The 16,278-nt window shown below is 43.2% G+C and carries 10 protein-coding genes, 13 tRNA genes and 3 rRNA genes; 1 reads left to right on the forward strand and 25 read right to left on the reverse strand.

Annotation, left to right across the window (positions count from 1 at the left end):
- Window positions 1–291 precede the first annotated feature (291 nt).
- From C8270_RS01275 to C8270_RS01360, 17 genes are all read right to left on the reverse strand, one after another.
- Window positions 292–368, reverse strand: a tRNA-Asp gene (locus C8270_RS01275).
- 23 nt (window positions 369–391) lie between these two features.
- A tRNA-Met gene (locus tag C8270_RS01280) sits at window positions 392–468 on the reverse strand.
- Window positions 469–658: 190 nt separating this feature from the next.
- Window positions 659–774: ribosomal RNA gene (gene rrf, locus C8270_RS01285) — 5S ribosomal RNA — on the reverse strand.
- A 140-nt stretch (window positions 775–914) separates the two neighbouring features.
- Window positions 915–3,835, reverse strand: a 23S ribosomal RNA gene (locus tag C8270_RS01290).
- A 179-nt stretch (window positions 3,836–4,014) separates the two neighbouring features.
- Window positions 4,015–5,716 (reverse strand): 16S ribosomal RNA (locus tag C8270_RS01295).
- The 16S, 23S and 5S rRNA genes sit together here with 13 tRNA genes alongside, the layout of an rRNA operon.
- Window positions 5,717–5,942: 226 nt before the next feature.
- Window positions 5,943–6,016: transfer RNA gene (locus tag C8270_RS01300), tRNA-Ile, on the reverse strand.
- A gap of 16 nt (window positions 6,017–6,032) precedes the next feature.
- A tRNA-Gly gene (locus C8270_RS01305) sits at window positions 6,033–6,106 on the reverse strand.
- A 62-nt stretch (window positions 6,107–6,168) separates the two neighbouring features.
- Window positions 6,169–6,245 (reverse strand) — tRNA-Pro (locus C8270_RS01310).
- 4 nt (window positions 6,246–6,249) lie between these two features.
- Window positions 6,250–6,326 (reverse strand) — tRNA-Arg (locus C8270_RS01315).
- A 55-nt stretch (window positions 6,327–6,381) separates the two neighbouring features.
- Window positions 6,382–6,468 (reverse strand) — tRNA-Leu (locus C8270_RS01320).
- A gap of 150 nt (window positions 6,469–6,618) precedes the next feature.
- Window positions 6,619–6,691: transfer RNA gene (locus C8270_RS01330), tRNA-Lys, on the reverse strand.
- A 73-nt stretch (window positions 6,692–6,764) separates the two neighbouring features.
- Window positions 6,765–6,839, reverse strand: a tRNA-Gln gene (locus tag C8270_RS01335).
- 6 nt (window positions 6,840–6,845) lie between these two features.
- A tRNA-Asp gene (locus tag C8270_RS01340) sits at window positions 6,846–6,922 on the reverse strand.
- Between the two features lie 26 nt (window positions 6,923–6,948).
- Window positions 6,949–7,020 (reverse strand) — tRNA-Glu (locus C8270_RS01345).
- A 7-nt stretch (window positions 7,021–7,027) separates the two neighbouring features.
- Window positions 7,028–7,118 (reverse strand) — tRNA-Ser (locus C8270_RS01350).
- Between the two features lie 3 nt (window positions 7,119–7,121).
- Window positions 7,122–7,196, reverse strand: a tRNA-Asn gene (locus C8270_RS01355).
- A 233-nt stretch (window positions 7,197–7,429) separates the two neighbouring features.
- Window positions 7,430–7,891 carry a SprT family protein gene (locus C8270_RS01360; protein WP_106494763.1) on the reverse strand — a complete coding sequence of 154 codons (462 nt, stop codon included), beginning with the start codon at window positions 7,889–7,891 and terminating at the stop codon, window positions 7,430–7,432.
- 171 nt (window positions 7,892–8,062) lie between these two features.
- On the opposite strand from C8270_RS01360, the gene C8270_RS01365 reads away from it, so the two are divergent.
- Entirely contained in the window at window positions 8,063–9,517 is a 1,455-nt protein-coding gene (locus C8270_RS01365) for a catalase (protein WP_106494764.1), read from the forward strand.
- Between the two features lie 83 nt (window positions 9,518–9,600).
- Here the strand turns inward: C8270_RS01365 and C8270_RS01370 are convergent, their stop codons facing one another.
- The 8 genes from C8270_RS01370 to C8270_RS01405 all read right to left on the reverse strand — a co-directional run bounded on the left by C8270_RS01370 (window position 9,601) and on the right by C8270_RS01405 (window position 16,274).
- Window positions 9,601–11,802 carry a Tex family protein gene (locus C8270_RS01370; RefSeq protein WP_106498426.1) on the reverse strand — a complete coding sequence of 734 codons (2,202 nt, stop codon included), beginning with the start codon at window positions 11,800–11,802 and terminating at the stop codon, window positions 9,601–9,603.
- Window positions 11,803–11,928: 126 nt separating this feature from the next.
- Window positions 11,929–12,528 (reverse strand): SpoIIE family protein phosphatase, encoded by a 600-nt coding sequence (locus C8270_RS01375; RefSeq protein WP_106494765.1) that lies wholly within the window; start codon window positions 12,526–12,528, stop codon window positions 11,929–11,931.
- Entirely contained in the window at window positions 12,525–13,316 is a 792-nt protein-coding gene (sigB, locus tag C8270_RS01380) for an RNA polymerase sigma factor SigB (RefSeq protein WP_106494766.1), read from the reverse strand. Before sigB ends, C8270_RS01375 begins: the two co-directional genes overlap by 4 nt.
- Entirely contained in the window at window positions 13,288–13,764 is a 477-nt protein-coding gene (gene rsbW / locus C8270_RS01385; RefSeq protein WP_106494768.1) for an anti-sigma B factor RsbW, read from the reverse strand. The genes sigB and rsbW overlap by 29 nt, the downstream gene beginning before the upstream one ends.
- The gene (locus C8270_RS01390; protein ID WP_106494769.1) at window positions 13,764–14,096 is read right to left on the reverse strand and encodes an STAS domain-containing protein; all 333 of its coding nucleotides are present in this window, start codon (window positions 14,094–14,096) and stop codon (window positions 13,764–13,766) included. Before C8270_RS01390 ends, rsbW begins: the two co-directional genes overlap by 1 nt.
- A gap of 80 nt (window positions 14,097–14,176) precedes the next feature.
- On the reverse strand, window positions 14,177–15,187 hold the full coding sequence (locus C8270_RS01395; RefSeq protein WP_106494771.1) for a PP2C family protein-serine/threonine phosphatase: 1,011 nt from the start codon (window positions 15,185–15,187) through the stop codon (window positions 14,177–14,179).
- A 326-nt stretch (window positions 15,188–15,513) separates the two neighbouring features.
- Window positions 15,514–15,915 (reverse strand): anti-sigma regulatory factor, encoded by a 402-nt coding sequence (locus C8270_RS01400; RefSeq protein WP_106494773.1) that lies wholly within the window; start codon window positions 15,913–15,915, stop codon window positions 15,514–15,516.
- Between the two features lie 2 nt (window positions 15,916–15,917).
- A complete protein-coding gene (locus C8270_RS01405) occupies window positions 15,918–16,274 on the reverse strand; it encodes an STAS domain-containing protein (protein ID WP_106494775.1) in 357 nt (118 codons plus the stop codon).
- Window positions 16,275–16,278: the final 4 nt, after the last annotated feature.

Here is a 16,278-nt window from a genome sequence, read left to right on the forward strand (position 1 = left end):
TGGTTAGTATTTATCAGGGGGACAAAATTATCAACTACATCATGTAGAATTGTTGATATATATCATTTTGCTAAGGGAAATATTGATATATTATAATTAAATTTGAGCTGGTGATAAGCTAAAATCTCTGATTCAAGAAGGGAATTTGCATATTGATGGAATGGGACCTTTTAGGTGGAAAATTAATGTAGAAACAAAATTTGTGGTTACTTGTGAGCTAAAATCGCCTAATTTTGGACATAAAAAAACACATGATTCTTATCAATGAAAACATGTGAACGTTTATTTAAATGGCGGTCTGGACGGGACTCGAACCCGCGACCTCCTGCGTGACAGGCAGGCATTCTAACCAGCTGAACTACCAGACCAATATTATGTACTTATTTTAAATTGGTTGCGGGGGCAGGATTTGAACCTACGACCTTTGGGTTATGAGCCCAACGAGCTACCAGACTGCTCCACCCCGCGATATGAGATAAATATTAAAAATTTTCCTGCCCTTTAACTAACTTTTTCCCAAACTGCTCGTCGTGTTGAAAGCTTTTCGCAGAAGTAGCACTCCTCGCAAGCCTACACATAGTGGCTTACTCAAAGAAGTTGACGGCTTGCTCCACCCCGCGATATGAGATAAATATTAACTTATGATTTTATTAAATATGCCTGGCGGCGTCCTACTCTTGCAGGGGCAATGCCCCAACTACCATCGGCGCTAGAGAGCTTAACTACTGTGTTCGGCATGGGAACAGGTGTGACCTCTCTGCTATTGCTACCAGACCTATAGAATAGGTCGTTCTGTGTTGTTCACTGAACGCGAACGGTCTTTACAGAACTTCCTTCTTAGTTTTACAGGTATAACATTTTTTATACCCTAAAAACTAAATAAGAGTTTTTCAAACAACGAATCAAAAATAAATATAGTTAAGTCCTCGATCGATTAGTATCCGTCAGCTCCACGTGTCACCACGCTTCCACCTCGGACCTATCAACCTCATCGTCTCTGAGGGATCTTACTCACTCGAAGTGATGGGAAGTCTCATCTTGAGGGGGGCTTCATGCTTAGATGCTTTCAGCACTTATCCTTGCCACACGTAGCTACCCAGCTATGCTCCTGGCGGAACAACTGGTACACCAGCGGTGTGTCCATCCCGGTCCTCTCGTACTAAGGACAGCTCCTCTCAGACTTCCAACGCCCACGACGGATAGGGACCGAACTGTCTCACGACGTTCTGAACCCAGCTCGCGTACCGCTTTAATGGGCGAACAGCCCAACCCTTGGGACCGACTACAGCCCCAGGATGCGATGAGCCGACATCGAGGTGCCAAACCTCCCCGTCGATGTGAACTCTTGGGGGAGATAAGCCTGTTATCCCCGGGGTAGCTTTTATCCGTTGAGCGATGGCCCTTCCATGCGGAACCACCGGATCACTAAGCCCGACTTTCGTCCCTGCTCGACTTGTAGGTCTCGCAGTCAAGCTCCCTTCTGCCTTTACACTCTGCGAATGATTTCCAACCATTCTGAGGGAACCTTTGGGCGCCTCCGTTACCTTTTAGGAGGCGACCGCCCCAGTCAAACTGCCCGCCTGACACTGTCTCCGAACCGGATCACGGTCCTGGGTTAGAATGTCCGTACAGCCAGGGTGGTATCCCACGGGTGCCTCCACCGAAGCTAGCGCTCCGGTTTCCAAGGCTCCCACCTATCCTGTACAAGCTGTACCAACATTCAATATCAGGCTACAGTAAAGCTCCACGGGGTCTTTCCGTCCTGTCGCGGGTAATGCGCATCTTCACGCATAGTATAATTTCACCGGGTCTCTCGTTGAGACAGTGCCCAAGTCGTTGCACCTTTCGTGCGGGTCGGAACTTACCCGACAAGGAATTTCGCTACCTTAGGACCGTTATAGTTACGGCCGCCGTTTACTGGGGCTTCGGTTCTACGCTTCGCGCCAATGGCGCTAACGCTTCCCCTTAACCTTCCAGCACCGGGCAGGTGTCAGCCCCTATACTTCGCCTTTCGGCTTCGCAGAGACCTGTGTTTTTGCTAAACAGTCGCTTGGGCCTATTCACTGCGGCTCCATGTAAATGAAGCACCCCTTCTCCCGAAGTTACGGGGTCATTTTGCCGAGTTCCTTAACGAGAGTTCTCCCGATCACCTTAGGATTCTCTCCTCGCCTACCTGTGTCGGTTTGCGGTACGGGCACCTGTGACCTTGCTAGAGGATTTTCTTGGCAGTGTGGAATCTGGAACTTCGGTACTCTAGTTCCCTCCCCATCACAGCTTGAAATTGTTGGACGGATTTGCCTATCCAACTTTCTAACTGCTTGGGCGCACACATCCATCGGTGCGCTTTCCATATCCTTCTGCGTCCCCCCATCGCTAATAGCGGTCATGAGGTGGTACAGGAATATCTACCTGTTGTCCATCGCCTACGCCTTTCGGCCTCGGCTTAGGTCCCGACTAACCCTGAGAGGACGAGCCTTCCTCAGGAAACCTTAGGCATTCGGTGAAAGAGATTCTCACTCTTTTTTCGCTACTCATACCGGCATTCTCACTTCTAAGCGCTCCACCAGTCCTCACGGTCTGACTTCACAGCGCTTAGAACGCTCTCCTACCATTGTTCAAAGAACAATCCGCAGCTTCGGTGATACGTTTAGCCCCGGTATATTTTCGGCGCAGAGTCACTCGACCAGTGAGCTATTACGCACTCTTTAAATGATGGCTGCTTCTAAGCCAACATCCTGGTTGTCTGGGCAACTCCACATCCTTTTCCACTTAACGTATACTTTGGGACCTTAGCTGGCGGTCTGGGCTGTTTCCCTTTCGACTATGAACCTTATCACCCATAGTCTGACTCCCAAGTCTAAGTAGCTGGCATTCGGAGTTTGACTGAATTCGGTAACCCGATGAGGGCCCCTAGTTCAATCAGTGCTCTACCTCCAGTACTCTTTGCTTGAGGCTAGCCCTAAAGCTATTTCGGAGAGAACCAGCTATCTCCGTGTTCGATTGGCATTTCACCCCTACCCACACCTCATCCCCGCATTTTTCAACATACGTGGGTTCGGGCCTCCTGTCAGTGTTACCTGACCTTCACCCTGGACATGGGTAGATCACACGGTTTCGGGTCTACGACCGCATACTATATTCGCCCTGTTCAGACTCGCTTTCGCTTCGGCTCCGTGTCTTCCACTTAACCTTGCATACGATCGTAACTCGCCGGTCCATTCTACAAAAGGTACGCCGTCACCCATTAACGGGCTTCGACTACTTGTAAGCGCACGGTTTCAGGTTCTCTTTCACTCCCCTTCCGGGGTGCTTTTCACCTTTCCCTCACGGTACTGGTTCACTATCGGTCACTAGGGAGTATTTAGCCTTGGGAGATGGTCCTCCCAGATTCCGACGGAATTCCTCGTGTTCCGCCGTACTCAGGATCCACTCCGGAGGAAATTCCTTTTCGATTACAGGGCTCTTACCCGCTATGGCTGATCGTTCCAGATCGATTCATCTAAAGAATTTCTTGGTAACTCCAAAGGAGTGTCCTACAACCCCAGAAAGCAAGCTTTCTGGTTTGGGCTGATTCCGTTTCGCTCGCCGCTACTTGGGAAATCGCGTTTGCTTTCTCTTCCTCCGGGTACTGAGATGTTTCAGTTCCCCGGGTCTGCCTCTTGTATCCTATGTATTCAGATACAAATACTGCTCCATTACGAACAGTGGGTTCCCCCATTCGGAAATCCTCGGATCGAAGTCTACTTACGACTCCCCGAGGCATATCGGTGTTAGTCCCGTCCTTCATCGGCTCCTAGTGCCAAGGCATTCACCGTGCGCCCTTATTCACTTAACTATTATAATTAAGTTTAAGAACTTAAAATTGATGTCGTTGAATGTCTTACTCTTATTTAGTTTTCAAGGTACAAAACGAGAGATTCACTCTCTCAAAACTGAACCAAACAACCAAGTACGCCCTTACCGAGGAGATCATCTGAAATGACCTCACTCCGCGTTCCCTCTAATAATCCTTAGAAAGGAGGTGATCCAGCCGCACCTTCCGATACGGCTACCTTGTTACGACTTCACCCCAATCATTGGCCCCACCTTCGGCGGCTGGCTCCAAAAAGGTTACCTCACCGACTTCGGGTGTTGCCAACTCTCGTGGTGTGACGGGCGGTGTGTACAAGGCCCGGGAACGTATTCACCGCGGCATGCTGATCCGCGATTACTAGCGATTCCGGCTTCATGCAGGCGAGTTGCAGCCTGCAATCCGAACTGAGAATGGTTTTATGGGATTTGCTTGACCTTGCGGCTTCGCTGCCCTTTGTTCCATCCATTGTAGCACGTGTGTAGCCCAGGTCATAAGGGGCATGATGATTTGACGTCATCCCCACCTTCCTCCGGTTTGTCACCGGCAGTCACCTTAGAGTGCCCAACTTAATGCTGGCAACTAAGATCAAGGGTTGCGCTCGTTGCGGGACTTAACCCAACATCTCACGACACGAGCTGACGACAACCATGCACCACCTGTCACTCTGTCCCCGAAGGGAACACTCTATCTCTAGAGTTTGCAGAGGATGTCAAGACCTGGTAAGGTTCTTCGCGTTGCTTCGAATTAAACCACATGCTCCACCGCTTGTGCGGGCCCCCGTCAATTCTTTTGAGTTTCAGCCTTGCGGCCGTACTCCCCAGGCGGAGTGCTTAATGCGTTAACTTCAGCACTAAGGGGCGGAAACCCCCTAACACCTAGCACTCATCGTTTACGGCGTGGACTACCAGGGTATCTAATCCTGTTCGCTACCCACGCTTTCGCGCCTCAGCGTCAGTTACAGACCAGAGAGTCGCCTTCGCCACTGGTGTTCCTCCACATCTCTACGCATTTCACCGCTACACGTGGAATTCCACTCTCCTCTTCTGCACTCAAGCCCTCCAGTTTCCAATGACCGCTCGTGGTTAAGCCACGAGATTTCACATCAGACTTAAAAGACCGCCTGCGCGCGCTTTACGCCCAATAATTCCGGACAACGCTTGCCCCCTACGTATTACCGCGGCTGCTGGCACGTAGTTAGCCGGGGCTTTCTGGTTAGGTACCGTCAAGGCATCGCCCTATTCGAACGATACTTGTTCTTCCCTAACAACAGAGTTTTACGATCCGAAAACCTTCATCACTCACGCGGCGTTGCTCCGTCAGACTTTCGTCCATTGCGGAAGATTCCCTACTGCTGCCTCCCGTAGGAGTCTGGGCCGTGTCTCAGTCCCAGTGTGGCCGATCACCCTCTCAGGTCGGCTACGCATCGTTGCCTTGGTAAGCCATTACCTTACCAACTAGCTAATGCGCCGCGGGCCCATCTGTAAGTGATAGCAGAAGCCATCTTTCAACTTCTCCCCATGCGAGAAAAAGTATCATCCGGTATTAGCCTTGGTTTCCCGAAGTTATCCCGATCTTACAGGCAGGTTGCCCACGTGTTACTCACCCGTCCGCCGCTCGATCCACAAGCATCCACNGCCATCTTTCAACTTCTCCCCATGCGAGAAAAAGTATCATCCGGTATTAGCCTTGGTTTCCCGAAGTTATCCCGATCTTACAGGCAGGTTGCCCACGTGTTACTCACCCGTCCGCCGCTCGATCCACAAGCATCCACCCGAAGGCTTCAGCAAGTTTCACGCGCTCGACTTGCATGTATTAGGCACGCCGCCAGCGTTCGTCCTGAGCCAAGATCAAACTCTCCAAAAAAGTTTGTATGTGATTAACACCGATCAATCACATCTCAATGTCTTAGCTTTTAGAAGTGTTACCTTCTAGTTCTTTAAAAGAAAAACGGTTTGTGTTTTTCTTGACATACTGGTTGTTTTGTTCAGTTTTCAAAGAGCGAACTTTTCGTTGCTTCAAAATAGCAACTTAATTAGTTTATCATGCTGAATTTGATAAGTCAATACCTTTTTTTGCTTTTAAAAGCAAATGGGCCTGAGTGGACTCGAACCACCGACCTCACGCTTATCAGGCGTGCGCTCTAACCAGCTGAGCTACAGGCCCAACATGATAGAAGTTATGGAGCGGGTGAAGGGAATCGAACCCTCATCATCAGCTTGGAAGGCTGAGGTTTTACCACTAAACTACACCCGCATTTGGTATAAAGACATTCTTTATATACCATTCTTACTTTATAATGAAATAAAATGTTTCGCTGGTCGGGAAGACAGGATTCGAACCTGCGACCCCATGGTCCCAAACCATGTGCTCTACCAAGCTGAGCTACTTCCCGTAAATGGCGCGCCCGAGAGGAGTCGAACCCCTAACCTCTTGATCCGTAGTCAAACGCTCTATCCAATTGAGCTACGGGCGCTTATAAAAGCAACTAAAGAAGAATAACATTTCCAAAAGATATTTGCAAGTTTTTTTGGTGCGGCCGAGAGGACTTGAACCTCCACGGGTTATCCACCCACTAGGCCCTCAACCTAGCGCGTCTGCCATTCCGCCACGACCGCAGTTCCTCACAGCAAAATAAAATGCCGTGGATTATCACAGCAATACCATTTGTTGCGAATACGAGTGAAGGAATTTGAAACTCCATGTCATAAGATACTAGATCCCAGGTCAAGCCCGTCCGCCATTCCGCCACACCCGCTAAACAATGATGAGCCATGGAGGATTCGAACCTCCGACCCTCTGATTAAAAGTCAGATGCTCTACCAACTGAGCTAATGGCTCGCAATATTCAATTAATACCATGAACAACACATTCATTTATGTACTTGTCCTATTACTACAAATAAATAAAATTTGGCTGGGCTACCAGGATTCGAACCTGGGAATGACGGGATCAAAACCCGCTGCCTTACCGCTTGGCTATAGCCCAACAAAATGGCGGTCCGGACGGGACTCGAACCCGCGACCTCCTGCGTGACAGGCAGGCATTCTAACCAGCTGAACTACCGGACCGAACCAAACTATATTATTTATGCAGATGACCCGTACGGGACTCGAACCCGTGTTACCGCCGTGAAAGGGCGGTGTCTTAACCGCTTGACCAACGGGCCTAAAAAATGGCGGAGAAGGAGGGATTTGAACCCTCGCGCCGCTTACACGACCTACACCCTTAGCAGGGGCGCCTCTTCAGCCACTTGAGTACTTCTCCATATGGCTCCACAGGTAGGATTCGAACCTACGACCGATCGGTTAACAGCCGATAGCTCTACCACTGAGCTACTGTGGAATAATCTAATAAGCATCTCGTTACCACAACGTCTCTCTAACAATTGCGACAGAAAATATAATACATCATGTTTTCTGTATTGTCAACAATTTTATCGAAAGATTTTCGGAAAATGTTGTTCCTTTTTTTAAGGCTTATTAAATTTAACATGTAAGACATATTTCGTCAATAGCTGAGTCGATTTTTTTCAATTGAACATCATGCTTTTTCATTTATTAATGAGAACATACCTATTATGAATCACTTTGGAGCCTAAGCTTACCTCTGCATCTCCCACATCTAAATCGTTTCATGTCAACTCTTCTAGCACGTTTATACTCGCGCCCACATTCCGAACAAACATATACATATTTATAGGATCGTTTTACGGAAGGTAATGGGTTGCAGTGCCTTGGGGATCCTGTTTCTTTTAATAACTTCTTAAATGTTTCATCCCCATGTTTATATCCTTTTCCTTCTATATGAAGATGGTAATGGCATAATTCATGCTTAATAATCCCGATGAACTCCTCTTCATCCATCTCCATTACGTATTTCGGATTTAGTTCAATTTTCCTTTTTGCAGGTAAATACCTACCACCAGTTGTTCGTAATCGATTGTTAAACCGAACATCATCAGTAAATGGCTTATGGAAAAATTCCCTTGATAAGTTATCAACTAATTGATACAGGTCTTTTTCATTTAATACACTCATATTCTTACACCTCAACACGTATTAATACATATATTTTATCATATATATGACACGATGATAGTTGTAGTAAAAGTCAGTTATTTAAAGTTAGTATAATTAAACATTGATTTTTAATAGATTTATATTATAATTAATAGTAGATTGTTAATCAAAAGGAGAGGTGTTCAAATCGTGAGTAACGAAAAGAAAAGACTAACAACTGCATCAGGTGCTCCAGTCGGAGATAACCAAAATTCAATTACAGCTGGTCATCGTGGCCCAGTATTAATTCAAGATGTTCATCTTCTTGAAAAACTAGCACACTTTAATAGAGAGCGCGTTCCAGAACGTGTTGTACATGCTAAAGGCGCTGGCGCACACGGATATTTTGAATTAAAAAATGACATGAGTAAATATACAAAAGCGGATTTCTTAAATGGGGCTGGCAAACGTACTCCAATGTTTATTCGTTTTTCAACTGTTGCTGGGGAATTAGGTTCCGCAGATACTGTTCGCGATCCACGTGGTTTCGCAGTTAAATTTTATACACAAGAAGGGAATTATGATTTAGTTGGGAATAACACACCACTTTTCTTCATTCAAGATGCAATCAAATTCCCGGATTTCATTCATACACAAAAACGTAATCCAAAAACGAACTTGAAAGATCCTAATGCTGTTTGGGACTTCTGGTCATTATCACCAGAATCTTTACACCAAGTAACATACCTACACGGTGATCGTGGTATTCCAGCAACACTTCGTCATATGAATGGTTATGGTACCCACACATTCAAATGGGTGAATGACCAAGGGGAAGCAGTTTGGGTTAAATATCACTTTATTAGTGAACAAGGTGTTAAAGGCTTAGATGAAGACGTTGCAACAAAAATAGCTGGAGAAAACCCTGATTATCATACAGAAGATTTATATAATGCAATTGATAAAGGGGACTTCCCTGCTTGGACACTTTATGTACAAATCATGCCATATGAAGACGCTAAGGATTATAAATGGGATGCATTTGATGATACAAAAGTATGGTCACATAAAGACTACCCACTTATTGAAGTAGGTCGCATGGTTCTCGATCGTAATCCAGAAAATTACTTTGCTGAAGTGGAACAAGCTGCATTCTCACCTGGCAATTTCGTACCTGGAATCGAGGCATCACCAGATAAAATGTTACAAGGTCGCCTATTTGGCTATTCCGATGCACATCGCTATCGTATTGGAGCAAACCATCAGCAATTACCAATTAATCGTCCAATAAATGACGTTAATCATCATCAACGTGGTGGCCACATGAGCTTCTATAATGGCGGTGGATCTACTAACTACGAACCTAACAGCTTTGATGGCGTAAAAGAAGATGCTCCATCAAAAATTAAGCCATTTGAAGTTTATGGTGAAGTAGATAGTATTCCATACGAAAATGACCATTACACACAAGCTGGTGATTTGTATCGTCTTATGAGTACCGATGAAAAGGATCGCCTCATTAAAGCAGTGGTAAATCATATGAAACCAGTAGAAAGTGATGAGATTAAACAAAGACAAATCGAGCATTTCTATAAAGCGGATCCAGAATATGGAGAACGTGTTGCAGAAGGCTTAGGATTGAAAGTCCCTGCAAGTGTTAAATAATATCATTTAAATTATAAAAGAGCGCCCGAGAAGGCGCTCTTTTTAATGCTTATCTTAAAAAGCAAAATCACTTTCTTTTAAGATTACTTTTTCCCTTCCACCATGGAAAGAGCAATCCTACCTTTTGCAGTATCAATTTGTTCCACCCAAACAGTTACTACATCGCCAACGGCAGCGATATCCATGGGGTGTTTAACAAAATGATTGGACATTTTAGAAATATGGACTAGGCCATCCTGTTTAACACCAATATCAACAAAGACCCCAAAATCCACGACATTGCGCACCGTACCTTGCATTTCCATTCCGGGCTGTAAATCTTCCATTGATAACACATTCTGTTTCAATAATGGTTTTGGCAAATCATCACGCGGATCTCGTTCCGGACGACTTAGTGCACTCATGATGTCTATTAACGTAGGTTCACCAATTCCAAGTTCTTCTGCCACTTGTTTTTTATTCACTGTATTTAATTTGTCTTGCAATACATCTGTTCCAAGGTCATCCAATGTACAGCCAAACATGTTTAAAAGTTCCGCTACTTGTGTGTAGGTTTCCGGATGAATTGGCGTTCGATCTAATGAATTATCTCCATCAACTATCCGTAAGAAGCCAATTGATTGTTCATATGTTTTGGCGCCTAAACGCGGAATTTTCTTCAATTGTTTACGATTGGTAAATTTTCCTTCTTCATTACGCTTGTTCACAATATTATTGGCTACTGTTTTACTTAAGCCAGAAACATATTGTAGTAATGAGGATGATGCCGTATTTACATTTACACCAACCTGGTTTACCGCCGTCTCCACAACAAATGTTAGCGAGGCATTCAGCGCCTTTTGGCTTACGTCATGCTGATATTGCCCAACCCCGATGGATTTCGGATCTATTTTCACAAGTTCTGCAAGTGGATCCTGCACCCGTCTAGCAATGGAGGCCGCACTTCTTTCTTCTACCTGTAAATCTGGGAACTCCTCACGTGCTAATTTCGATGCGGAATAAACACTAGCTCCTGCTTCGTTTGCAATAATATACGGGACATCAAGCTTGTGTTTTCCAATTACATCTGCAACAAATTGTTCTGTTTCACGAGATGCCGTTCCATTCCCAATCGCAATTAGTTCAACATCATACGTATTTATAAATTCCATCATAATTTTTTCCGCACCTGCTGTATCATGTTTTGGTGCTGTCGGATACATGACACTGACTTGATGAACTTTACCTGTCTCATCAACAACAGCTAGCTTACAACCAGTTCTAAAAGCAGGGTCAACCCCAAGTACCGTTTTCCCTTTTAAAGGTGGTTGCAATAATAAGTTCTTCAGGTTTTTCGAAAAAACATCAATTGCCTGTTCCTCGGCCTTTTCTGTCAGGCTTGTTCTAATTTCCCGTTCAATCGATGGCTGGATTAAACGTTTGTAGCTATCCTTAATCGCTGCCTGCAGAATATCAACAATCGTTTGATTATCCCTTGTATTAATTACTTTCCACTGTAAAAACTCGACAATTCGTTCCATTGGCGGTTCAACAGCTACTTTTAAGACCCCTTCCTTCTCACCGCGATTCAATGCAAGAATTCGGTGCGATACTAGCGAACGAACGGATTCGTGGTAGTCATAATACATCTCGTATACGCCCTTTTCATCCAATTCGGTCACTTTCACTTCTGAACGTATAGAGCCTTTTTTATATGTCTCATCACGAATATAATCACGAAATTCTGGGTCATCAGAGATCCATTCTGCAATAATGTCATTGACGCCATTTCGCACATCTTCAACCGTATGTAATTCATGTTCCTCTGAAAAATATTTTTCGGCTTCCTGTTTGAAATCGATATCTGCTTGTTTCCATACTAGGTCAGCTAATGGCTCTAACCCTTTTTCCTTTGCAATAGTTGCTTTTGTACGACGCTTTTGTTTGTACGGGCGATATAAATCCTCTACCCGTTGCAATTGGGTTGCCTCAGTAATATCTTTTTCCAGTTCCTCTGTTAATTTTCCTTGTTCATCAATCAAGCGAATTACTTCTTGTTTCCTTTCCGCTAAGTTCACGGCGTAATGCCATTTATCTTGAATTAATTTAATTTGCACCTCGTCAAGTCCACCTGTTACCTCTTTTCGATAACGGGCGATAAATGGTACTGTATTTCCGCCATCTAATAAATCAATTACTTTTTTAACAGTACTTGTTTTTACTTGAGATTCTTTCGCTACCCAGCTACTAAGATCTTGGTTTAATTCAACTGCCACATTTGTTCCTCCTTTATATACAGCTTTCATTTTACCAAATAACAAAGCGTTTTCCTAATCTATAAAAGCTTCCTTAGATTGATTGGTCCGTCTTAGGCTTACTCCTTTTCAAGCACAAAATAAAAATAGACTGCCATTTGAAACTGACAGCCATCTTCATTCTTCATACCGCATTGCAATTAATGTCGTATCATCAATCCGTGATTCACCGTTTACATTGGCATACATACTTGTAATTTCGTCCATGTCATTTCCCAACAAAAATTTTTGCGATAGATCTGCATCTGTTACACCATCTGAAAACATAATGAAATTCATATTAGAATCCAAATTATCTGTTGTTACTTTAAATGGCCTCGGATAACCTGCTAAATAGCCAGCATTCGGGATATTCCGCTTCTTCTTTCCATCTTTCGTTATAGTCATGATGCCAATATTCCCGATTGAAGAAAATGAATATCGCTTAGATTGGAAATCCAATTTTAATATCCCTAATACAACACCACGTTTATGAAACAATTCTTTGTTACTGCGTTTTACCAATTGTTCAACAGTTGCATGTATATTGCTTTGGATAATATCAATGACAATCTGAGATGATTCCTTGGCAAATTCCCCACTTCCTAATCCGTCCGCTAAAGCACAAACAAACTCATTTTCTGTCTCTATATAAAAATAGCTGTCACCACAATGGAAGTTTCCTTTTTTTGCCTTTTGATAGACAGCTACTTGTACATTATTCTCTTCTGTTCTCAATCGAATACCTCCGCACTCTCGGATTGGATAGCTTCCCGAAGTTTACGTAAGGCACGTCTTTGTAATCTGGAAACATGCATTTGCGAGATCCCTAAAAGCTCCCCCGTTTCCTTTTGACTCCGATTATCAAAATAAGTAAATCGTAATATTTGTTGTTCACGTTCCGATAAGATTGGTAAAATTTTTTCCAAAAGCATCCGCTGATCAACATTATCATAACCGTTCTCATCATTTCCTACCAAGTCTAAAATAGCCACGGTACTGCCATCTGAATCTGCTTCAATCTTACGGTCAACGGATAGTGCTTTGTAGCTTTTTCCCATCTCCATTGTCTCTAATATGTCCTCTTCTGCTACTTCTAAATAATTGGCAATTTCGGTTACAGTAGGTGACTTCTGTTTCGATGAAGTTAATTCATCGATCGCCTTCTTAATCTTGGGTCCTAATTCTTTAATTCGTCGGGGAACATGCACGCTCCATGTTTTATCACGGATAAACCGTTTAATTTCCCCTATGATTGTAGGGATTGCAAATGATTCAAAGGATTTACCGAATGTTGCATCATATCTTTTGACTGCTGCTAAAAGACCAATCATACCAACTTGTACTAAATCCTCATGAATACCACTATTTTTTGAATACTTTCTGGCAATGGATTCTACAAGATCCTTATAAGTAAGCACAATTTTCTCTTGAATCACTTCATCGGTCGGCTCGTCCTGTAAGTGTTCAATCCATTGGTAAACCTCGTCTCTCCCCTTATTGTGTGGTTGAGATTTGGTCGTCATCAAAATCCACCTCTGTTCCTTGAAGGTACTTTGTCATTAAAACAATTACGCCAAAGTCATTGTTGATCTCTACTTTATCCATCAAAGCCTCAATTAAGAAAAGGCCAAAGCCTCCTTCCCTTAAGGTTTCAACAGATTCAGTCTGTTCATACGGGCCGATTGTTCCTTTCACTTCTTGTAAATCAAAACTGCCTCCATGGTCAGCCACCATTACTTCGAGACGATTTTCATAGACTCCGAAGCCAATTGTTACTTCTCCCTGATCTTCATCATTGTAAGCATGTGTTACCGCATTTGTGATTGCCTCAGAAATTGCAACTTTCAAGTCCTCAATATCTTCATAGGAAAAACCCATTCGATTAGCAATTCCCGAAATACTTAGCCGTAAAACACCAACATAATCTGCCTTTGCAGGTACCTTCATTTCGATAAAATCAAATGTCTCCATTATTCACTTCCACCTCTTATCGCAGCCTTAATGTCCATAATGTCAATTAATCCAGTAATTTTAAACAGGCGAAAAACACGCTCTTGTAAATCAATTAATTTCAGATGAGAATTGTTTTCCTTTGTAGATTTTAAAGCACTGATAAAAACACCTAATCCAGTACTATCCATATAATTTACATGTTCTAAATTAGCTTCAACAATTTGCCCATCCACTTTCGTCAATGGTAAAAGCGCTTCCTTTAATTGTGGTGCTGTGTATGCATCAATTTCTCCAGATAGGATAACTTTGGATTTATTATTATCTTCCACGACATCAACAGTTAAATTCAATTTTCATCCTCCTCGTACTATCAATACTTCCTTACTAAACTGTACCTCAGTCCCGTTCCTGTACCCTATCTCAGTAAAGATTAAACTTCTTTTCGTAAAATAATTAATGTGAAATCATCCCGAAGTTCGAAATTTTGCATCCGTTCAAAGTATTTGTAAACGTGGTCTACCATATCCTGAGCTGACAAATGAGAATAGCTCTTAATAACATCTAATACTTCCTCTGTTTCAATAAACCGTTCGCCTTGTCTGCATTCTGTTACACCATCGGTTAAAATAATAATCATATCCCCATTTTGTACAAATCGTTCATAGCGATGGTAGTTTGAATCCGCTGCAACACCCAGGACTAACCCTTTTGTTTCAATTTCTTCAAAACGATCTTCTTTTTTATGATAATAAAAGCCCGGTTCATGCCCAGCTGATGAGTAGCGCAGCTTATTTTCAGAAGGTAGATATTGAGCGTAAAACATCGTGATAAACATACTTGGATCAACGTTTCTCTCCACGACCCTATTTAAGTTTTCTAAAATAGCTTTAGGGCTCATTGATTCTTCAGGTAAACTGTCCATTGAATATTTGATCATCGACATACATAACGCAGCAGGTACGCCTTTCCCAACTACATCAGCTACAGCTACACCTAACGAACCATCTTTTCCTTTAATGAAATGGTGATAGTCCCCGTTCATTTGATGGGCCGGAACACTAACAACCCCTATGTCCAAACCTTCAATAATTGGTTTGGTTGTTGCTAACAGGTTTTCTTGCATACCAGCAGCTACACCTATCTCGGACTTCAATTCAAGTTGTTTCTCCCTTAATGCCTGGAATTCTTGATGTGCTATCCCATAAGCAATCATTGTTTCCAAAAGAAAGTTCATCGAATGCTGCATTTCTTCAGACAGGGATGGGTACAGTTCTGCTAATGCCTGGATATGTAAATTAATAATTTCCTCTGGGGGGATTTTATTTTTAATAAATGATTTACTAATTTGTTCAGCCCCATAAAGAGATTTCTCGTCTTGTGTTTCAATATATTGTTTCAACAATTTTTTATAATTAGCGACGTCAGAATACAATGTATCCAATAACTGATACCTCCTTTATTTATGGGGTTATTTTTCTTATAGACAAGGATGACTTTCACTTAAGCCATCCTTAAAAATATAACTTGAAGTTACAATAAAACGGGCGCCTCCGCTTTTGTTTTTAGGTAAGAAAGTATAAAATTTGGCTCTAATTTGCTTTCGGCATGATGAGCCACGTCCAGCTCCAGCGCCCAGCGACTAGCGCGACTTCCCTCACCTCCGTCCGATAAGTCAACATCGGTTCGCTACGGCTCACCGTGTTTCCTTTATCTCCTACGGCTCAGTCCAGTCCGTACGTCGCTAAACGGGCGCCTCCGCTTTTGTTTTTACCGTACCCATTTGATCGCTTTTATTTCTGTGCCTTTATCTTTCTCGGATTTAATATCAAAAACATCCATTAAGCGTTTCACACCGGGTAAACCAGCGCCAAGTCCCCCAGAAGTCGAGAACCCATCTTCCATGACTTGACTAATATCGTTAATCCCAGGTCCTGCATCAATCGCAACCATACACATTCCTTTTTGATTTATGTTATCAATTACTTCAAAGCAAATTTGGCCGGAACCAGCATATAAATAAATATTACGAGCGAGTTCAGAAATCGCGGTGGCAATGCGGGCCTGATCTACAGTACCAAAACCCGTCTTCTTGGCTATGTCACGGCCAACTTGACGTGCACCAACAATATCCCACTCTTTTTTTATATTAACACAGGATTGGAGACTCATTATTAATCCCCCAATTCCTGATGTAATTTAATCAGCCCTTGTTCTAAGTCTAGTGCGGTAGGAACGCTTTTCATATGAATTCCTAGATCGATTAATGTCATTGCTACAGCTGGCTGAATCCCAGTTAAAACTACTTTCGCCCCCATTAGGTCTGACATGGTTACAACATCACCTAATACTTTCGCGATGAACGAATCGATAATCTCTACTGATGTTAGATCAATGACTACACCTATTGCTCCGCTTTTGTGAATTTTATTTAACAAGTCTTCTTGAAATTGAATTGCTGTATTATCGTCAATTTCCGTTTGAATGGAAATCAATAAATAGTTATGCAGTTTAAGAATAGGTATTCGCACAATA

It is taken from the genome of Lentibacillus sp. Marseille-P4043, from assembly GCF_900258515.1.
Taxonomy (GTDB): Bacteria; Bacillota; Bacilli; order Bacillales; family Amphibacillaceae; genus Lentibacillus_C.